Annotated in this window: 17 protein-coding genes, 1 pseudogene and 1 riboswitch; of the genes and pseudogenes, 1 reads left to right on the forward strand and 17 read right to left on the reverse strand. The window is 55.0% G+C overall.

What is annotated here, in order from left to right; genetic code table 11:
* Positions 1-68 precede the first annotated feature (68 nt).
* The 5 genes from recG to KNP85_RS01420 form a co-directional block, all read right to left on the reverse strand.
* On the reverse strand, positions 69-2,099 hold the full coding sequence (recG, locus tag KNP85_RS01400; protein WP_214800889.1) for an ATP-dependent DNA helicase RecG: 2,031 nt from the start codon (positions 2,097-2,099) through the stop codon (positions 69-71).
* A complete protein-coding gene (gene sdaAA / locus KNP85_RS01405) occupies positions 2,086-2,973 on the reverse strand; it encodes an L-serine ammonia-lyase, iron-sulfur-dependent, subunit alpha (RefSeq protein ID WP_021067085.1) in 888 nt (295 codons plus the stop codon). Before sdaAA ends, recG begins: the two co-directional genes overlap by 14 nt.
* A 12-nt stretch (positions 2,974-2,985) precedes the next feature.
* Positions 2,986-3,648, reverse strand: coding sequence for an L-serine ammonia-lyase, iron-sulfur-dependent subunit beta (gene sdaAB / locus KNP85_RS01410; RefSeq protein WP_021067084.1), 663 nt, complete (start codon positions 3,646-3,648; stop codon positions 2,986-2,988).
* Positions 3,649-3,711: 63 nt separating this feature from the next.
* Positions 3,712-5,403, reverse strand: a complete 1,692-nt coding sequence (locus tag KNP85_RS01415) for a DAK2 domain-containing protein (RefSeq protein WP_214800890.1) — start codon at positions 5,401-5,403, stop codon at positions 3,712-3,714.
* A 22-nt stretch (positions 5,404-5,425) separates the two neighbouring features.
* Positions 5,426-5,788 (reverse strand): Asp23/Gls24 family envelope stress response protein, encoded by a 363-nt coding sequence (locus tag KNP85_RS01420; protein WP_016509701.1) that lies wholly within the window; start codon positions 5,786-5,788, stop codon positions 5,426-5,428.
* Between the two features lie 253 nt (positions 5,789-6,041).
* Between KNP85_RS01420 and rpmB the strand changes: the two genes are divergently transcribed.
* Positions 6,042-6,230: a 50S ribosomal protein L28 gene (rpmB, locus tag KNP85_RS01425; protein ID WP_015881349.1), complete on the forward strand. Its 189-nt coding sequence runs from the start codon at positions 6,042-6,044 to the stop codon at positions 6,228-6,230.
* 58 nt (positions 6,231-6,288) lie between these two features.
* Here the strand turns inward: rpmB and KNP85_RS01430 are convergent, their stop codons facing one another.
* The 12 genes and pseudogenes from KNP85_RS01430 to coaBC all read right to left on the reverse strand — a co-directional run bounded on the left by KNP85_RS01430 (position 6,289) and on the right by coaBC (position 19,250).
* On the reverse strand, positions 6,289-6,876 hold the full coding sequence (locus KNP85_RS01430) for a thiamine diphosphokinase (protein WP_058763355.1): 588 nt from the start codon (positions 6,874-6,876) through the stop codon (positions 6,289-6,291).
* Positions 6,876-7,448, reverse strand: a complete 573-nt coding sequence (thiT, locus tag KNP85_RS01435) for an energy-coupled thiamine transporter ThiT (protein WP_021067081.1) — start codon at positions 7,446-7,448, stop codon at positions 6,876-6,878. Before thiT ends, KNP85_RS01430 begins: the two co-directional genes overlap by 1 nt.
* A gap of 76 nt (positions 7,449-7,524) precedes the next feature.
* Positions 7,525-7,625: riboswitch (TPP riboswitch) on the reverse strand.
* A gap of 19 nt (positions 7,626-7,644) precedes the next feature.
* Positions 7,645-8,301: a ribulose-phosphate 3-epimerase gene (gene rpe / locus KNP85_RS01440; RefSeq protein ID WP_029595716.1), complete on the reverse strand. Its 657-nt coding sequence runs from the start codon at positions 8,299-8,301 to the stop codon at positions 7,645-7,647.
* A 1-nt stretch (position 8,302) separates the two neighbouring features.
* Positions 8,303-9,187, reverse strand: coding sequence for a ribosome small subunit-dependent GTPase A (gene rsgA / locus KNP85_RS01445; RefSeq protein ID WP_021067079.1), 885 nt, complete (start codon positions 9,185-9,187; stop codon positions 8,303-8,305).
* Between the two features lie 44 nt (positions 9,188-9,231).
* Positions 9,232-11,175 (reverse strand): Stk1 family PASTA domain-containing Ser/Thr kinase, encoded by a 1,944-nt coding sequence (gene pknB, locus KNP85_RS01450; protein WP_021067078.1) that lies wholly within the window; start codon positions 11,173-11,175, stop codon positions 9,232-9,234.
* 5 nt (positions 11,176-11,180) lie between these two features.
* Positions 11,181-11,915, reverse strand: coding sequence for a Stp1/IreP family PP2C-type Ser/Thr phosphatase (locus KNP85_RS01455; protein WP_021067077.1), 735 nt, complete (start codon positions 11,913-11,915; stop codon positions 11,181-11,183).
* Between the two features lie 8 nt (positions 11,916-11,923).
* Positions 11,924-13,009, reverse strand: a complete 1,086-nt coding sequence (gene rlmN / locus KNP85_RS01460; RefSeq protein WP_021067076.1) for a dual-specificity RNA methyltransferase RlmN — start codon at positions 13,007-13,009, stop codon at positions 11,924-11,926.
* A gap of 2 nt (positions 13,010-13,011) precedes the next feature.
* Complete coding sequence (gene rsmB / locus KNP85_RS01465) at positions 13,012-14,340, reverse strand: 16S rRNA (cytosine(967)-C(5))-methyltransferase RsmB (protein ID WP_021067075.1); 1,329 nt, start codon at positions 14,338-14,340, stop codon at positions 13,012-13,014.
* Between the two features lies 1 nt (position 14,341).
* Positions 14,342-15,256 (reverse strand): methionyl-tRNA formyltransferase, encoded by a 915-nt coding sequence (fmt, locus tag KNP85_RS01470; RefSeq protein WP_353048901.1) that lies wholly within the window; start codon positions 15,254-15,256, stop codon positions 14,342-14,344.
* A gap of 45 nt (positions 15,257-15,301) precedes the next feature.
* Positions 15,302-15,727, reverse strand: a pseudogene (def, locus tag KNP85_RS15850) (peptide deformylase); the annotation flags it as partial.
* An 11-nt stretch (positions 15,728-15,738) separates the two neighbouring features.
* The gene (gene priA, locus KNP85_RS01475) at positions 15,739-18,063 is read right to left on the reverse strand and encodes a primosomal protein N' (RefSeq protein WP_214800892.1); all 2,325 of its coding nucleotides are present in this window, start codon (positions 18,061-18,063) and stop codon (positions 15,739-15,741) included.
* Positions 18,060-19,250: a bifunctional phosphopantothenoylcysteine decarboxylase/phosphopantothenate--cysteine ligase CoaBC gene (gene coaBC / locus KNP85_RS01480; protein ID WP_214800894.1), complete on the reverse strand. Its 1,191-nt coding sequence runs from the start codon at positions 19,248-19,250 to the stop codon at positions 18,060-18,062. Before coaBC ends, priA begins: the two co-directional genes overlap by 4 nt.
* Positions 19,251-19,279: the final 29 nt, after the last annotated feature.

Consider the following 19,279-nt stretch of genomic DNA (forward strand, 5'->3'; position numbering starts at 1 on the left):
TAAAGAACTTAATACCTGGTACTAATAGCAGTATATATTCTTTAGATTTTATTTTCAAGTGTTGTTTGTCATTCCAATCGTTCTCCGACGAGTAAGTCGAGTCGTTTCAAATAGTGTCGGAGCGGGGCATACGTCGCCTCGTTCCAAAACGCCTCGCTCCCGAGTAGCCGGACGGCGTCTTGCATCGCCACTTCCATCACTTTTAAATCGAGTACTGGATCAGCGACGCGGAAGCTTGGCAGACCGCTCTGGGCCGTCCCAAAGAAGTCACCGGCCCCGCGGAGTTCCAAGTCTTTCTCGGCGAGCACGAATCCGTCATTCGTCTCGGTCATCGTCTTTAAACGAAGTTTCCCGACGTCGGACTTTGGATCCCCTACCAATATACAATAAGATTGATCGGCGCCTCGACCGACACGCCCACGCAGCTGGTGCAGTTGCGCCAAGCCGAATCGTTCGGCGTCGTGGATGATGATGAGCGAGGCGTTCGGCACGTTCACCCCGACCTCGACGACCGTCGTCGAGACGAGGATTTGGAGGGCGTTGCTAGCGAAAGCCTTCATGACCTCGTCTTTCTTGGTGCTCGACAGTTTACCGTGCATGAGACCGACCGCATAATTCGGGAAACGCTCCCGTAACATGTCGTAGAGCGCGGTCGCGCTCTCGACTTCGAGCGTGTCCGATTCCTCGATGAGCGGCGCGATGACGTACGCTTGACGTCCGAGGGCGAGCTCACGGTTCACCATCGCATGGACCCGGTCAATTTGATCGGTCTTGGCCCAATACGTCTCAATCGGCTTCCGCCCGGCCGGCATCTCATCAATCGTCGAGACGTCCATCTCCCCGAAAGCGCTGATGGCGAGCGTCCGTGGAATCGGCGTCGCTGTCATATAGAGCACGTCGGCGAGTTCCGCCTTGTCACGGAGCATTTTCCGCTGTTCGACCCCGAACCGGTGTTGCTCATCGGTGATGGCCAGATGCAGACGCGAAAACTCGACCGGCCCTTGAATCAAGGCGTGCGTCCCGACGATGATATCGACGTCGCCGTCTTTAATCGCCTGGAGCAATTCGTTCCTAGCCTTGCCTTTGACCGAACTCGTCAGTAGCCCGACGCGCATGCCGTACGGTTCGAACAGCGCCTGCAACGAGGCGAGATGCTGTTCGGCCAAAATCTCCGTCGGGACCATGAGCGCCCCTTGATAGCCGGCGCACACCGTCGCATACAAGGCGATCGCGGCAACGACTGTCTTTCCGCTCCCGACATCCCCTTGTAACAACCGATTCATCCGTTCTGGCTTTTCTAAGTCGCCGACAATCTCCCGGATGACACGTGTCTGTGCCCCTGTCAACGGGAACGCGAGCTGTTTGACGAACTCGTTCAACCGCTGCTTGTCGAGCGTGAGCGCGCGCCCTTTCCCCGCCCGCTCCATCTTACGGAACGCCTGGAGTTTCAACTGATAGAGCAGACACTCTTCATAGACGTAACTTCGGCGTGCCTGTTTATACGTCTCGACCGAATCAGGGAAATGCATCCCTTTCAACATCGTCTCCCGGTCCTCGAGACGATAACGTTGCCGAATCGATTCGGGCAAGCGATCCTCGAACGAGGTCGTCTGTTCGAATGCGAGTTTGACGATGCGTCCAAAATTCTTTTGGGTCAATCCGGCCCGGAGCGAATAAATCGGTTGCAACCCATCCGAGAGCTCACCGAACTCGAGGTCGGTCGCACTGATCGTCATCCGGTTCATATCCCATTTCCCTTTGACCGTCACCGTGGCGCCGAGCGCGAGCTTGTCTTTATAAAAGGCCCGGTTGAACATCGTCACGTGGACGACGTAGCGCTCCTCGAGCAACAAGCGGAATTGGAGCCGGTTCTTGCCTTTGCTGTAATAGCGTACGAGCGGTGCCGCCTGTACGGTGCCGCTCCATTTGACGAGGTCGCCGTGAATGGCCGTCGTCACCGTGCCGCTATTATAATTTTCATAACGAAACGGGACGTGCTCCAGCACGTCCTCGATTCGTTCGAGACCCATCGTCTCTAATTTTTTGGCCATCTCTGGCCCGACCCCTTTCAGCGTCGTCAACGCCTCACTTCTGGACATTTTCTTTCTCTCCAAAGATGTTTCGTTCGAGACGGCGTGCCGTCGGCGTATTGGCGAGACCACCACGCGCTGTCTCTTTCAACGCGGTCGGCATCATCTGACCAATCTCATGCATCGCGGAAATGACCTCGTCGCAAGGGATGCGGGACGTGATTCCGGCGAGTGCCATATCGGCCGCAACGATGGCGTTCGCCCCGCCCATCGCGTTCCGTTTGACGCACGGTACCTCGACGAGCCCAGCTACTGGATCACAGACGAGACCGAGCATGTTTTTCAGTGCGATTGCAAACGCCGTCGCCGATTGTTCCGGCGTCCCGCCGGCCGCTTCGACGATGGCCGCGGCGGCCATCCCGGTCGCTGATCCGACTTCCGCCTGACAACCACCAGCCGCTCCCGAAATCGAGGCGTTGTTGGCGACGACGAAGCCGAACGCTCCTGACGTGAACAAGTAGCGGACCATCGCGTCACGGTCCATCTCCAGACGTTCTTTGACCGCAAACAACGTACCCGGTACGACACCGGCGCTTCCGGCGGTCGGGGTCGCGCAGATGCGTCCCATCGCCGCGTTGACTTCATTCGTGCCGATCGCTTTTGCGACCGCATCTAAAATCAAGTCTCCGGCGAGCGATTTGCCGGAACGGATATAGTCGGTCATGAGCACGGCATCGTTCCCCGTGAGACCCGTCACGGACGTCACGCCTTCGAGTGCCCGGGCGACCGCTTCTTCCATCACTTCTAGATTGCGCTCCATCATGCCGACGACTTCTTCCCGCGTCGAGCGTCTGACGTGCACTTCTTGCTCGATCATCACTTCTGAAATCGGAATGCCTCGCTCTGTTGCCGTTCTGACTAATTCTTCTACTGATTTAAACATATTGGTTTCTCCTTATTCCCCAAAGATGGCTACCCGCTCGATTTGAGGTAACCGTTCAATTTCCGCTAACACGTCTTTTGACAGATGTTCATCAATCTCAATCGCCATAAGCGCTTGCTTGCCTTTCTCGTGACGACTCACTTCCATATGCCCAATATTCAACTCATGCCGGGCCAAGATGCCGGTCACGGCCGCGATCGCCCCGAAGCGATCATGGTGCAACACGACGAGTGCCGGACCGCCGCCTGACAGTTTGAGCGGGAATCCGTTCAACTCGGTAATCTCGATCGTCCCGCCGCCGATTGAAATCCCGACGATTTCGAACGTGCCATCCTCGTCTTCGAGGTGGACCCGGGCCGTGTTCGGATGGTCTGTCAACGCATCGCTCGTCTCAAAGACGACCTCGATACCGCGCTCTTTGGCGATATCGAGTGCTTGCGGGATGCGCAAATCGAACGTATCGAAGCCCATGATGCCGCCGACGATGGCAACATCGGTACCGTGCCCCCGATACGTATCGGCGAACGACCCATAAAACGTGATGTGCGCGAGCCGTGGCGTACGCCCGAACAACTTCCCAGCCATGAGGCCGATGCGCGCGGCTCCGGCCGTATGCGAACTCGATGGACCGACCATGACCGGACCGATGATATCAAACACACTGCGATATTTCATCGCATTTCCCCCTTTCAAAAAAACCCTACCTTCATTATACAGAAGGTAGGGCTGAGTTACAGCTTATTCCACACTAAAAATGTAGGAGTAGAGCGGTTGTTTCCCGTCATGGACCTCAATTTCAATCTCGTCGTTCTTCGACTCGATATACGCCGAGAGTGCTACGACGTCTTCCGCTGACGAACCTTCGCCCGTCAAAATCGTGATGATTTCGTCATCGGCATCCACGAGCGCGTCGACAAGCGCTTTCGCCGCTTCGAGGCTCGAAGCCGATGAGGCGACGATTTTCTTCTCGGCAATCGCCATGTGGTCGTCTTTACGAATCTCGACACCGTCGATGCTCGTATCACGAACCGCATACGTCACTTGACCAGACTTGACGGCGCTTGCCGCAGCCTTCATGACGCTCTCGTTCGTTTCCACATCCGCTTCCGGATTGAAGGCGATCGCTGCCGCGAGTCCTTGTGGCACCGTCTTCGTCGGAATGACCGAGACGCCGCAAGGTGCGACCGAGGCCGCTTGTTCAGCAGCCATGATGATGTTCGAGTTGTTCGGGAAGATGAAGACGTGATCCGCGTTGGCCGCTTCAATCGCCTTGACGATATCTTCCGTCGATGGGTTCATCGTCTGACCGCCCTCGATGACGTGGGCCGCCCCGAGTGAACGGAACAATTCGCTGACACCTTCGCCCATCGCGACCGTAACGATCGCGAACGGCGCTTTCGCCTTCGGAGCCGTCGGAGCAGCCGTTTGAACGCCGTGCTGGTTGGCGCCATGTTCTTCTTCTAAGATGGTCGAGTGCTGTTGACGCATGTTCTCGATTTTGACAGCGACGAGTTCCCCGTAACGCTGTCCTTTCGTGATGACGTCACCTGGCGTCTCGACGTGAACGTGAACTTTGAGCAACTCTTCGTCTGCGACGACGAGGAGCGAGTCACCGAGTTCAGACAATTCATTGCGGAACGCGTCCTCGTTGAACGGCACGTCCTTCAATTTCTCGTCTTGGAACCGGACCATGATTTCCGTGCAATAGCCGAATTCGATGTCTTCCGTCGACATGAATCCTTGCGCGGCGTGGGCATGATGTTCAGCTTCAATGAGCGCATCCATGACCGGTGCATGTGGTTTCTCAAGTTCTTTGCCTTCGAGGCTCGCGAGGAACCCTTCATAAATGACGAGCAAGCCTTGGCCGCCTGAATCGACGACGCCGACTTCTTTTAAGACCGGCAATAAGTCCGGTGTCCGTTCGAGTGAAGCTTTCGCTTCGACAATCACGAGTTCCATGAACTCGTTGAAGTCGCTCGTCGACTCTGAAGCACGGAGCGCTTCGTCGGCCGCTTCACGAGCAACCGTCAAAATCGTTCCTTCAACCGGTTTCATAACCGCCTTGTATGCCGTATCGACGCCACGTTTCAACGCTTCGGCGAAATCGACTGTCGACACTTCTGTCTTGCCTTCGATTGCTTTACCGAAACCACGGAACAACTGGCTCAAAATAACGCCCGAGTTCCCACGTGCCCCCATCAAGAGACCGCGTGCAAACTTCGATGAGACGTCAGCGATATTCGCCGAGTTGAGTGCGGCCACTTCTTTCGCACCCGATGTCATCGTCAAATTCATGTTCGTCCCCGTGTCGCCGTCCGGCACCGGGAAGACGTTAAGCGAATCTACATAATCCGCATTCTGGCTCAAGTTGGCTGCACCGTTCGCGACCATGTTCGCGAACACCAATCCATCTAAACGTTTTAAACCCACACCAAATCCTCCTTCGTTCTCGTCAGTCATTCGTCAGACGAACGCCTTGTACGAATATGTTTACCGACGAAACGTTTAATCCTAAAGTTTCACCGAGCGTGTATTTTACACGGCTTTGCACGTTGTATGCGACTTCCGACACTTTCGTCCCGTAGCTTACAATGATGTGCATGTCGATATGTACGTCTTCTCCATCTTGACGTACGACCACGCCTCGGGCGTAGTTTTCACGTTTCAATAGTTCTGCGATCCCGTCTTTCAATTGAGCTTGAGACGCCATTCCCACAACGCCGAAACATTCCATCGCCGCACCGCCTGCGAGTGTCGCGACCACGTCGTTCGTGATGTCAATATTGCCATATGTTGTCTTCATTTCAATTGCCATATGGAGTAGCCTCCTTTATTCGGAATGATTCCTTCACTACATTCTACAATAAGTACCTAGTTATTAAAAGAACCTGCTCCATAAACTCGGTCAATTATAGCCGTAACCCTCATTCATTATTAAAATCCTTTCCAGTAATGTCAAGTTTTTTTCTTGTCATCCTATGATTTTCTAGTTGCATCGTGAAAAAACCCGTGCTAATATAAACGAGTGTCTATTAGGACGAACCCACATAAAAAAGGAGGGGAAACGCATGGCACGTAAATGCTACGTAACAGGTAAATCACCTAAATCAGGTAACAACCGTTCGCACGCACTCAACAAGACAAAACGCACTTGGGGTGTAAACGTACAAAAAGTTCGTATTCTCGTTGACGGTAAACCTAAACGAGTTTGGGTTTCAGCTCGCGCTCTTAAATCAGGTCTCGTTGAACGCGTATAATTTTTATACACGAACGAAATAAATCCCAGCGGCATTCGCCGATGGGATTTTTTTGTGTTCATTTTTTGACATACAGCACGAGCACCATGCCTTCGTGCACGATCAAATCCGCCGCTTCATCGTCCCATTCGTTCGAGATGGTGAGCGCCTCATGGCTGACGACATCGTGACGGTCGAGCGGATATTTGACGCCGCGGATGGTCACGTTCGCCTGCTTCCATGGGATGAGCGACAAATAGTGACCGTCTTGACGCGGGAGTTCATAGCGTCCCGACCCGACGAGTCGTACCGTCTGCCCTGCCGTGACGAGACGCATCTCCGGATACGCCTCGAGCAGACCGATATTGCTGAGCGTCATATCGAGCCGGCCGCCGAGCGCACCGTAGACAATCATCTCCGTCGCGCCATGCCCCCGTGCCGCCTCGAGAGCGATCTCGAGGTCGGTCACATCTTTCTCAGATGGATAGCGGACGGCGTCGATCGGCACTTCGCCCGTGAAGGAGTCGAAATCGCCGACGACGAGATCTGGGTTCAGCCCGTGGTTCAACAGTGTCTCGTACCCCCCATCGACGCCGATGATGTAATCGACGTCACGCGGGAGTCCCGAGATTGGTTCCGGGCTGGCCGCCACAATCAACACCCGCATTAGCGGACGTCCCGGGTCGCGAGCGTCGCGAAGCGCGGCGCCGAGACGAACAAGAGGACGAGGACGACGGCCGACACGAGGAAGGACGGGAGCATGTACGTCATGTTATAGGCGAACGAGTAGGCGACGACCGGACCTTCCGCGTATTCGGCGAAGAAGACGATCCCCGACAAGACGTGGGCGCCGTAACGAAGCAGTGAACCGAGGAGCGCGCCGAGCACCAAATAAACGACGAGCGTCTTTTTCGCCTCATCCTTGGCGGCTCGTTTCACTTGACCAGCAAACAGTCCCGCCATCCCGACGACACCGTAAGCGAACGTGTAGTCGAGCAGGAACTGGACAGGCGTGAAGATATAGGCCCCGAACAGCAGTTGCAGCGTTCCGACAAGTGCACCGGTCGCAAGTCCGCCTTTCAAACCGTGACGATACGCCATGACGAAAATCGGCAACATCGCCAAGCTGATTGACCCGCCTTGCGGCATCCGGAACGGGATGAGCAAATCAAAAATCAAACCGAGTGCGGCGAACAATGAGATTTCAATGAGCGCCTGTAATTTTAAACGTTGTTTCATCTATTTCCCTCCTTAAAATATGAGCGAACGACAAAAAGCAGCATGACGTAAACGCCATGCTGCTATCGAGTAGCAACGTGCATTTTCGCCACATCCCTACGTCCGTGTGAACGGAACAGGTTCAAAGGGTTAGCGTATGCCTCTCAGCCACAGAATGTGACACCCCTTGCGACAATATTTGTTGTTCTATGGACGATTATACACGAGATGCGTTGCGAATGCTATCGATTGCATCTTTATAGCTCGGCTCGTTATAGATGGCCGAGCCGGCCACGAGCACGTCAGCACCGGCATCGATACATAATTTCGCAGTCTCCGCGTTGACGCCGCCGTCAATCTCGATTTCAAAGTCGAGACGGCGCGCTTGGCGCATCTCGTTCAACGCCGCGATTTTCGGCACGACCGATTCGATGAACTTCTGACCCCCAAAGCCAGGGTTCACCGTCATGAGAAGTACCATGTCGACGTCACCGAGCACGTGTTCAATCAATGACAGCGGCGTATGCGGGTTGAGAACGACGCCACACTTGGCTCCGGCCGCCTTAATTTGTTGAAGCACGCGATGCAAATGGTTCGTCGCTTCGACGTGGACGGTGACGATGTCCGCTCCCGCCTTGATGAAGTCTTCGACGAAGCGCTCCGGTTGGTCGATCATCAAGTGGACGTCTAACACCATGTCCGACTTCTTCCGTAAGCTCGCGAGCACCGGGAGACCGATCGAGATGTTCGGGACGAATTGACCGTCCATGACGTCAAAATGGATATAATCCGCGCCGGCCTCTTGGACCGCCTTCACTTCTGCCTCTAGGTTGGCGAAGTCCGCCGCTAAAATCGAGGGTGCAATTTTAATCATGTCAGTACCTCCGTTGTCTATCGTTTAACTCTGCCATAAACGTAACATAATTCTCATAACGGGTGGAAGCGATTTCTCCCGCCTCGACGGCCGCTTTGACGGCACAACCCGGTTCGTTCAAATGGGCACAGCCTCGGAACTTACAGTCGTCGTGCCGCTCGACGAACTCAGGGAAGCACCAGCGCATCTCCTCGACTTCGAGTTCTTCTGGGAACTCGAGGCTTGAGAAACCAGGCGTGTCAGCGACGAGCCCGTCAGCGAGCGTGATGAGCGTGACGTGACGCGTCGTGTGCTTGCCTCGGCCGAGCGACTTCGAGATTTTCCCGGTCGCGAGTTCTAGTTCCGGCGCGACCGCGTTCAAGAGCGAACTCTTGCCGACTCCGGTCTGTCCGGCAAACACGCTCGTCTTCTCTTTAAACGACCCACGAATTTGTTCAATCCCCGACCCGGTCTCCGTCGACGTCTCGATGACCTCATAGCCGATTGACCGATATAAGGCCGCTGCCGCTTGAATCGTTTCGAGTTCCGACTCCGTCAACAAGTCCATTTTCGTTAAGACAATAATCGGATGGACTTGCTTCGATTCGATTAAGACGAGGAAACGGTCGAGCAGATGGAACGAGAATGCCGGTTCCTTGACCGAGAACAGCAAGAACGCTTGATCGATGTTAGCGATCGGCGGGCGGACGAGATGGTTCGACCGCTCATCGACGGCCAAGATATAGCCTGTGCCGTCCCCTTGGTCTTGAATATCGACATCGTCGCCGACGACCGGCGAGATGTTCCGGTTGCGGAAATTGCCGCGGGCGCGACAACGGATCTCTTGTTTCTCTTCCGTCATGACATCATAAAACCCGCCTTGTAATCGAATAATCGTACCTTTCATCCTATGACCTCCTTAGAAAAAGAGGCGACGCGCGCGCCACCTCTTCATTGTGAATCTTTTGCTTGTGCGTACGTCACCGTATCCGTCCGGACGACTTCCCCGTCGACTTCGATCGTCGCGGTTCCGACTTCGTCCGGTGCAATGACGAGCGTATACGAGTAAGTCGTCGTCTCCGTTATCTTATCACGCAACACTTCGACTTCGCCACGGGCGTCTACCGTCCGAATGACGACCTCGAGTGCCACAGGTTCTTCGCCTTCAGCAGGCGGATCGATTTCGACGTTGACTTCCCGTTCAATCGAGACGTCGGTCGGTTCGACCCCTTGCGACACGATGACGGTCAATTCCGTCCCCGGGTCGACGGCTGTTCCGGCCGTCGGTAACTGACGAATGATTTGGTTGGCGGGCACGCTCGTTGAATACTCGTCTCGTTTGACGATTTTCAAGCTATTCTGTTCGGCGTACGTCGTCGCTTCCTCAAACGTATACCCGGCTAAATTGGCGAGTTCGACTTTATTGCTACCGGTCGAGACGACGAGCGTCACCGTCTCTTCAGACGGGACGACCTCGTTGTCCGGAGCAATCGACTGGGAGATGACATCGCCGCTATCGACCGTCTCCGACGCCTCGGATTGAATTTCGATATCCGCAAAGTCGAGGTCTTTGAGCGTCCGCTCGGCCGCCGACTGAGACAATCCTTCGACGTCCGGCATCGCGACCGTCTCTTTCCCGGCCGACACGACAATCGTCACGGTCGTTCCGCGTTTCGGTTTCCGACCGGCTTGCGGTGTCTGCGAAATGACGTCGCCAGCGGCGATGTTATCGCTCGCCCGCTCTGTCGCTTCGACGACAAAACCGGCTGTTTCGAGTTCGGTCGTCGCTTCGTCGTTCGTCATCCCGACGACGTCTGGCACGACGGCACGGGACATCTCATCGGCGATGACATATGCCCCGATTCCGCCGCCAATCAACAAGAAGAGGAGTAGGAGCCAAAGCCACCACTTCTTCTTCCGTTTCGGCTTCGGGTTCGCTGTCTCAGGTTCGCTCGGTGCGACCGGTTGTTCCGGTGTCTCTTTGACGTTCGGTTCGTCCGGGACGACCGGTGACATGACGAGCGTCTGATCGAATGCGTCCTGTTCCGTACTGAGGCGTTTCGGTTCGTTCGCACGTTCCGGGTCGAGCGCCGTCATGCAATCCTTCTTAAAGGCGGCGACCGATGTGTGACGGGCGCCCGGTGATTTCGCCAGCGCCTGCATGATGCAGTTCTCAAGCGCTTGCGGGATGTTCGGGTTCAAATCCATCGGTCGAATCGGGTCGTCTTGCAAATGTTGAAGTGCGACGGCGACTGGCGTCTCGCCGATGAACGGAACGCGTCCGGTCACGAGTTCATACAGGACGGCACCGAGTGAATAAATATCTGACTTCTCATCGGCGAACTTTCCGCGCGCCTGTTCTGGAGAAAAGTAATGGACCGAGCCGAGCACTGACATCGTATGGGTCAGCGTCGCGTTCGACATGGCCACCGCAATCCCAAAGTCCGTCACTTTGACGTTGCCGCTCTGATCGATCATCATGTTTTGCGGTTTGATGTCCCGATGAATGATTCGATTCGCATGGGCATGGTCGATGGCATCACAAATCTGTCCCATGATGCGAAGCGCCTCGTCGACAGATATGTACTCTTCTTGCAAATATTGTTTGAGCGTCATCCCATCGACGTGTTCCATGACGATGTAATAGATGTCACGCTCGTCTCCGACGTCGTAGATGGCGACGATATTCGGATGGTTCAGACTAGTCGCCGCGTGGGCTTCCCGTTCGAACCGGCGTATAAATTGTTCGTTATGCGAGAATTCAGATCGCAACACCTTGATGGCGACGGTTCGGTTTAAAATCTCATCGTGAGCCCGGTAGACATTTGCCATGCCGCCGCTGCCGATTTGCTGTTCGATCCGATAACGATCGTTGATTCGTTCTCCACTTCGCATCGGATTCATCCTCTCTTTCTATCTGTGAACTGGACGAGGGCAACGGTGATGTTGTCACTCCCACCCAAACGGTTGGCTTGATCGATCAATTGATCCGCCTTGACGTCCGCCGAGACGGGACGTTTCAAGACTTGCTTGATTTCCTCATCAGTCAAATGAGTCGTCAAGCCGTCCGTACAGATTAAAATCGTGTCAAACTCGGGTTCGGCAAACACTTGCAGATCAGGTTCGACATGCTCATTCGAGCCGATTGAACGGGTGATAATGTTACGTTTCGGATGGACGCGCATCTCTTCCTCGGTCAATTCGCCGAGTTGTTTCAACACGTTCACGTAGGAATGATCTTCCGTCAATTGCTGCAGCTTATCATCTCTCAAGGCATATACACGACTATCCCCGACGTGGACGATGACGATCGTCTCGTCGTGCCAACAGACACCGGCAATCGTCGTCCCCATCATGAGGAGGTTGGCTTGTTTCGAGAAATCGAGCACTTGATCATTGGCCAGTTCCACGTTTTGGCGGAACCAATTCTCCATCTCCATCGGCGAGGCCGGAAGCGTCGAGAAGGCACGGCGAAACTGCTCGATGACGAGCTGACTCGCGACCTCCCCGGCTTCATGTCCCCCCATCCCGTCGGCCACGAGAGCAATTCCGGCATGTTCGTCCCCTAAAATCAAGACGGCATCCTCGTTCTGTGCTCTCACTTGGCCTCGGTCGGTTCGGTATGCTAATTCCATCTTCGTGATTACCTCGTTTCTTGTTCGCGCTCCTTCGCTCGAAGCTGCCCACAAGCCGCATCGATATCCGAACCTTGTTCGCGACGAATCGTCACGTTCACTTTTCGATCTTTGAGCACTTTTTCAAAGGCAAAAATTTGTTTACGTGGTGTGCGGACGTAATCGCGCTCGAGCACGTGGTTGACTGGAATCAAGTTGACGTGGCATTTGACGCCTTTCAACAAGTCAGCGAGTTGATGCGCGTGTTCTTCCGTGTCGTTAACCCCGCCGAATAAACCGTATTCGAACGTGATGCGGCGACCGCTCTTCTCTGTATAGTAGTTGACGGCTTCCATCAACTTGTCCAAGTTGTAAGCACGGTTGATTGGCATAAGGCGTGTCCGAATCTCCGTCGTCGGCGCGTGAAGCGAGATTGCGAAGTTGATGCGCATGCCTTCATCGGCAAACTTGTAAATCTTCGGTACGATCCCACTCGTCGACACGGTGATGTGACGTGAACCGATGTTCAAGCCGTCATCGTGGTTGACCGTGCGCAAGAAGCGCATCAATTCGTCGTAGTTATCGAACGGTTCGCCGATTCCCATGACGACGACCGAGTCGACCCGCTCTTCGCTCGCGTCGAGCGCGCGCTGGACGTCGAGGACTTGGGCCGTGATTTCACCGGCCTCTAAGTTACGTTTCAAACCACCGAGCGTCGAAGCACAGAACGTGCAACCGATGCGGCAGCCGACTTGCGTCGTGACACAGACCGAGTTTCCGTACTCATGGCGCATGAGTACCGTCTCGATAGAATAACCGTCTTGAAGCTCGAACAAGAACTTGATTGTCCCGTCCTTTGATTCTTGACGGACGAGTTCTTTCAATGTCGTCAATTGGAACGCCGCGTCTAATTTCTCGCGGAGCGGTTTCGAGACGTTCGTCATATCGTCGAACGATGTCACACGCTTGACGTACATCCAGTCATATAACTGTTTCGCGCGGAACGATTTTTCTCCTGCCTCAATCAGCCATTGTTCGAGCTCTGAGTACGTGAGGGAATAGAGTGACGGCTTGGCACCGACTAATGGATTTTTTTCAACTGCTTTTGGATTCATGTTTATACCTCTTTCTTGAATGCGGCGATATAGAAACCGTCCGTCCCGAACGACGTCGGGAGTAATTTGAGTTCAGCGCGGTCCGATGACATCATCGGGTGCAATACTTGTGGAAGACGGTCTTGGAGTGTCTCATCCCACGTCAATCCGTTCGACAAAATGTAATCTGCCTGCTGTTCATTCTCAGTAGGGTCGATGGTACATGTCGAGTACACTAGCGTACCACCTCGTTTAAGCAGTGGCAAGACGGCGTCAATGATTTCACGTTGGACTTTCGGCAGTCCGGCGAGGGCGGACTTGTCTTTCGTCCATTTGATATCGGGCTTGCGACGGATGACACCGAGTCCCGAGCATGGGACGTCGAGTAAAATCCGGTCGAAGCTCTCCGGTTCAAATTTATCCCCGGCCTGGCGGGCATCGAGGGCAAGTGCGGTCACTCCATCGATATGCAGACGCTTCGCTTGACGTTCAATCAACTTCGCTTTATGCGGATGCAAGTCGAGGGCGACGAGCGTTCCACCGTCCATGCGTTCTGCCGTATGCATCGCTTTTCCACCTGGTGCGGCACACGCATCGAGGACGCGTTCCATTTTCCCGGCTTGAAGCGCATCGGCGACGATCATCGAGCTCTCATCTTGAATCGACAACAAGCCCATATCGATGAACGCTGTCGAGTGAACGTTTCCGGATTCGATGATGAGTCCGTCCGCTGACAGCTCCGAGCGTGTCGCGACGACATCGACTTCGGCGAGCCGTTCAATCATCTCTTCGACCGTGACGCGCTGGCGGTTGACCCGAACCGTGACCGGAGCAGGCTCATTGTTTAATTTACACATCGCCTCGGTCGCTTCGACACCGTACGTTTCCACCCATTCGGCGACGAGCCAATCGGGATGGCTATGTTCGATGGCAATCCGTTCAGCGTCCGGAAGCGTGCTCAAATCCGGGAACCCGTCCCGAATGACGTTGCGCAACACGCCGTTGACGAACTTACCGGTACCCGAATGGCCCCGTTTTTTCGCAATCTCGACCGCTTCGTGCAAGACGGCCCGATCCGGAATCTTGTCGAGGTAAAACAGTTGATAGACACTCATCCGTAAGAGCGGCAAGACGAAACGGTCCAATTTTTTCGGGTTTTGAACCCGCTTCTCTAAAATATAATCGAGCGTCCGTTTCCGGCCGAGCGTCCCATAGACGAGCTCTGTGTATAGGCCGACATCTTTCGTCGCCAATTTCTTCTGTTTCAATAAATCGTTGACCGCAATCGTCGAATAGGCGCCGCCTTGTTCGATTTTGATTAGCGTATCCAGTGCTGCAACTCGTACGTTCATATTATCCTCCTAGTCGATCGCCGACTTGTAACTTTTGGCCGGCCCCACGCATAAATGTGGCCCCGTCCATTCGTTTTTTACCAGATGGTTGCAAGTCGACCACTTTAATGGCGACCGCGTCGCCTGTCGCGACGACAAATCCATCCTCTTCAAGTCGTACAATCGTTCCCGGTTCACCCGTCCCTGTCGTTTTCGACCCGAAGAACAGTTTGACCCGTTCCCCGGCAATCGTCGTATACGCCGTCGGGAACGGATTCATCCCTCTGATGTGGTTATAAATATCTGCACCGGCACGGGTCCAGTCAATCTGTTCCCGCTCTCGGCTAATGTTCGGTGCGAACGTGACGTCACGCTCGTCTTGCGGTACGGCTTCAATCCAACCAGCGAGGAAGGCAGGAAGCGTCTTGAGCAACAAGTCTGATCCTGCGACCGCGAGCTTGTCGAACAACGTACCGACCGTGTCCAATTCTTCAATCGGGACGACCGTGTTGGCAATCATGTCGCCAGCATCGAGCTTATCGACCATATACATGATGGTGACACCCGTCTCTTTGTCCCCATCGAGGATGGCTTGATGAATCGGCGCGCCACCTCGATATTTCGGCAACAGCGAGGCATGGACGTTGATGGCGCCATGTTTCGGTGCTTCTAACAGTTCGGTCGGGACGATTTGTCCGTACGCCGCCGTCACAATCAAGTCCGGTTCGAGTGCCAAGATATCCGCGTAATCGGTCCGCACCTTTTCAGGCTGTAACACCGGGATATTGTGGCGCAGGGCACACTCTTTCACCGGCGTCGGTTTCAGTTCGCGTTTACGGCCGACCGGTTTGTCCGGTTGCGAGACGACACCTACGACATTGTATCCTTCTTCGAGCAAGCGCTCAAGTACGGATACGGCAAACGTCGGCGTCCCCATGAAGACGATACGCTGATCCGTCCCTTTGTCCGGCACGGCGAGCTTGTCCGTGAACAATACTCCGTCCAAATGGTCGATCTCATGTTGAATCGCCCGAGCGAAGAATCCGCTCGCCTTCACTTGTTGGGTGCGGCCTTTCAAATCCTGCGTCTTGACGACGATCGTCTCATGCCGTTCGACGAAACCGAACTCACCCGGGATACTCAAGCAGCCTTCAAGACCGATCTCGGTCCCGGACGTCTCGATGATTTCCGGATTGATCAACACGAGCGGTCCCGTCTCATCATCCGTATGGACGACAGCGAGCCGTTGATTCAAATTGACCTGTGGGGCGGCCACGCCGACCCCATCATATTCATACATCGTGTCGAACAGTCGATCGACCGTCTGACGCAATTTTTTATCAAACTTTGTCACCGGATCACACGTGACCCGTAAAATCTCATTTGGAATCTCTACTACTTTATACATCTGGTTCCACCTCACATGAATACGTATGGGTTTACGTCGATACTCAATTGATATTCTTTTTTGCTAATCGCCTTTGCCCGTGCCTGTTGCAGCGTGGCGAGGACCGGATATAACGCTTCCGGATGTTTCGTCTTGATGAACAACTGATAGCGGAACAAGTTCTTCAGTTTCGACAACGGTGCCGGCATCGGCCCGTTCAGTCGCGACTGGGCCACGTGCGCCTCGACGAAATCGGCGGCGAACAGCTCGGCCTCGGCTTGGGCGACGAGCGGACTTTCCGCCGCGAACGTGACGAGCGTGACGTACCAATATGGGGGATGATTACCGACTTGGCGCAGTTGCATCTCCCGGGCGTAAAACGATTCATAATCATGTTCACTCGCCGTCTCGATGACATAATGGTCCGGGTTGTACGTCTGAACGTACGCCTCACCCGGCAGACTACCGCGTCCGGCCCGACCGGCGACTTGGGTCACGAGTTGGAACGTACGCTCGGTCGCCCGGAAATCGGGCATGCCGAGCGTCGCATCCGCCGCGAGCACGCCGACGAGCGTGACGTTCGGGAAATCGAGCCCTTTGGCGATCATCTGGGTACCGAGCAAAATGTCGGCCTCCCCATCCTCAAAGCGTTTCAATAGTTGTTCGTGCGACCCTTTGCGTGACGTCGTGTCTTGGTCCATCCGAATGATCCGCGCCTCAGGGATGCGATTCAACAGCTCGGTCTCGATCTTTTGCGTCCCGGTGCCGAACTGTTTGATTTTCTTGCTGTCACACGACGGGCACTTCGACGGCATACCGATCTCATAGCCGCAGTAGTGGCATTTGAGCCGGTCGCCGTGTTGGTGATACGTCAAGTTGACGGCGCAATGCGGACAGGTAAGCCCTTCCCCACAGTCGCGACACATGACGAACGTCGTGAAACCACGACGGTTGAGCAAGATGACGCACTGTTCTTTTTTCGCGATGCGGTCGTTGATGGCGACAAATAAATCTTCTGAAAACATCGTCGTGTTGCCTTTGGCGAGCTCACGCCGCATGTCGATAATATGGACAGGCGGCATCTCGCCACCGTACCGTTCGCTCAGTTGCAAATAGCGATAGACGCCTTTTTGGGCGCGGGCGTAAGACTCGAGTGAAGGGGTCGCACTTCCGAGGACGACCGGGCACTCGTGGTACTCGGCCCGCCAAATCGCGACGTCACGCGCATGATAGCGCGGATTCTCTTCTTGCTTGTACGTCGTCTCATGCTCTTCGTCCAAGATGATGAGGCCGATGTTTTCGAGCGGTGCGAAAATCGCCGAGCGTGCCCCGACGACGACATCGACTTCACGTCGTTTGATTTTGCGCCACTCGTCATATTTCTCTCCTTGTGACAAGGCGCTATGGAGCACGGCGACCCGGTCTCCGAAGCGACGTTTGAATCGTTTGACCATCATCGGCGTGAGCGAGATTTCCGGGACGAGCAAAATCGCCTGCTTGCCGTCATCGACGACTTGACCGATCGCTTCTAAATAGACCTCGGTCTTCCCACTGCCGGTGACACCGTGCAAGAGTAACGTCTCCCCGGCTTCCGCATCGCGGATGGCATGGACGGCCTTGGCTTGACTTTCATTCAGTTCGACCGTCTCGATGACCTGTTCAATCGTGGCGTACGGGTCGCGGTTCAGTTCGACCTCGGTCACTTTGACGGCACGGAGCGACTCCATCTTTTGCAGTTGTGCGCGCGACAAGCCAATTTGACGTAACGACGACCAATACATCCGCGGGACGTCCTTTAGCAACTGAATCGCTTCTTGTTGTTTCTTCGCCCGGGCCGGGATGAGCGTCGCATCGATGAGTTCGATGACGAGGTCCGTCTTCACCGTCCGTTTCTCTTTTAACACCGGCGCGAGCAAGATGTCCCCTTTTTTGGCGAGCGCCAAGATGATGGACTGCGTCTCTTTCGGATACTCCGAAAGATGGGTACCGGCTCGAACGCCGTCCGGGAGCGTCTCGCCTTTAATCTCTTTGTCGTAACTCACTTTCAGCGCTGCCGGCAACATAGCGAGGAGTGCCGACGACCGGAAACAGAGCGTCGTCTCTTTCACATGGGTCGATAAGTCGAGCAACTCGTCCGTCAGTGATGATTCTTCATCTAATAGGGCTTCGAGCGGTTTCAACCCTTCGCGCGTCCCTTCAGAGACACCGGTAACGATTCCGAGCAGGCGTCGTGAGCCGAACGGGACCGAGACACGCATGCCCGGTTCGATTAACGTCTCGAACTGGGGCGGCACTTCATAATCGAACGGACGGTCGATCGTGATGACGGGCGCATCGACATGGACGTGGGCGATCATCGCAAATCTTCCTTAAAATGTGTGAGCAACTCGACAGCGAGTGCACGTTTGCTCTGTCGCGGTAAGCGGACATGAGCCCCGTCCGCCCGAAACAACGTGACTTCGTTGTCATCGGCGCGGAAGCCGATATCTGGCTGGGACACATCGTTGGCGACGAGATAGTCAACCCGTTTACGAGCGATTTTATCGCGGGCGTGTTGCTCGAGATTCTCCGTCTCGGCCGCAAAACCGACGAGGAGCTGATGCGTCTTCTTCTCCCCGAGCGTCTTCAAGATGTCGGTCGTCTCTTCGAGTTCGATCGTCAACGGGCCGTGCACTTTTTTATGTTTCTCGCTATGGACCGTCTTCGGGCGATAGTCGGCGACGGCGGCCGATTTGATGACGAGGTCTTGGTCATCGAAACGCGCGAGCACCGTCTCGAGCATATCCGTGCCTGATTCGACGGCGATGGCGGTCACGCCGTCCGGTACGGGTACTTGCAGCGGTCCGTGGACGAGCGTGACGTGTGCGCCCATATCGCGGGCAGCCGCGGCGAGCGCGACGCCCATCTTGCCAGAGGAGTCGTTCGATAAAAAGCGGACCGGGTCGATGCGTTCGACCGTCGGACCGGCCGTGATTAGCACGCGTTTCCCGAGCAGATGTTTCGGGACGAACTGGCTCTCGACGATACGGACGAGGTCTTCCGGTTCCGGAAGGCGTCCGCCACCGATCCACCCGCACGCGAGATTGCCGACGCCCGGTTCGATGATTTGATAGCCGAACGTTTTGAGCGTCTCGATATTGCGGCGCGTGGCCGGATGTTCGAGCATATTGACGTTCATCGCCGGTGAGACGATGACGGGACACTTGGCCGCTAAAATCGAGGTCGTGATGAAGTCATCGGCAATACCGGCTGCGAGTTTCGCAATCATGTTCGCCGTGGCGGGTGCAACGACGATCAAGTCACTCGTATCGACGACGTCGATGTGGGCGATTTTGGTCGGATCGTGTTCCTCGAACACGTCGGTGTATACCGGATTTCGGCTGAGCGCCTGAAACGTCGCTTTGCCGACGAATTCTTCGGCTGACGCGGTCATCGCCACTCGAACGTTCGCACCGGCCTGGACGAGTTTCGACGTGAGCGCGCACGCCTTATACGCCGCGATACCGCCGCTCACACAAAGCAAGATATTCCGATCGTTCAACATTCACAATTCTCCCCCTTATAGACAATGAG

Origin of the sequence: Exiguobacterium sp. s194, assembly GCF_018618275.1 — a bacterium.
GTDB lineage: Bacteria > Bacillota > Bacilli > Exiguobacteriales > Exiguobacteriaceae > Exiguobacterium > Exiguobacterium chiriqhucha.

Coding starts and splice junctions, on each gene's coding strand:
- priA (WP_214800892.1), bottom strand. CDS start 18,063: ATGATCGCCCACGTCCATGTCGATGCGCCCGTCATCACGATCGACCGT.
- KNP85_RS01430 (WP_058763355.1), bottom strand. CDS start 6,876: ATGCGGGTGTTGATTGTGGCGGCCAGCCCGGAACCAATCTCGGGACTC.
- KNP85_RS01420 (WP_016509701.1), bottom strand. CDS start 5,788: ATGGCAATTGAAATGAAGACAACATATGGCAATATTGACATCACGAAC.
- rsgA (WP_021067079.1), bottom strand. CDS start 9,187: ATGAAAGGTACGATTATTCGATTACAAGGCGGGTTTTATGATGTCATG.
- pknB (WP_021067078.1), bottom strand. CDS start 11,175: ATGCGAAGTGGAGAACGAATCAACGATCGTTATCGGATCGAACAGCAA.
- fmt (WP_353048901.1), bottom strand. CDS start 15,256: ATGGGGACGCCGACGTTTGCCGTATCCGTACTTGAGCGCTTGCTCGAA.
- recG (WP_214800889.1), bottom strand. CDS start 2,099: ATGTCCAGAAGTGAGGCGTTGACGACGCTGAAAGGGGTCGGGCCAGAG.
- sdaAA (WP_021067085.1), bottom strand. CDS start 2,973: ATGTTTAAATCAGTAGAAGAATTAGTCAGAACGGCAACAGAGCGAGGC.
- KNP85_RS01455 (WP_021067077.1), bottom strand. CDS start 11,915: ATGGAATTAGCATACCGAACCGACCGAGGCCAAGTGAGAGCACAGAAC.
- sdaAB (WP_021067084.1), bottom strand. CDS start 3,648: ATGAAATATCGCAGTGTGTTTGATATCATCGGTCCGGTCATGGTCGGT.
- rpe (WP_029595716.1), bottom strand. CDS start 8,301: ATGATTAAAATTGCACCCTCGATTTTAGCGGCGGACTTCGCCAACCTA.
- coaBC (WP_214800894.1), bottom strand. CDS start 19,250: ATGTTGAACGATCGGAATATCTTGCTTTGTGTGAGCGGCGGTATCGCG.
- thiT (WP_021067081.1), bottom strand. CDS start 7,448: ATGAAACAACGTTTAAAATTACAGGCGCTCATTGAAATCTCATTGTTC.
- rpmB (WP_015881349.1), top strand. CDS start 6,042: ATGGCACGTAAATGCTACGTAACAGGTAAATCACCTAAATCAGGTAAC.
- rsmB (WP_021067075.1), bottom strand. CDS start 14,340: ATGAACGTACGAGTTGCAGCACTGGATACGCTAATCAAAATCGAACAA.
- rlmN (WP_021067076.1), bottom strand. CDS start 13,009: ATGAATCCAAAAGCAGTTGAAAAAAATCCATTAGTCGGTGCCAAGCCG.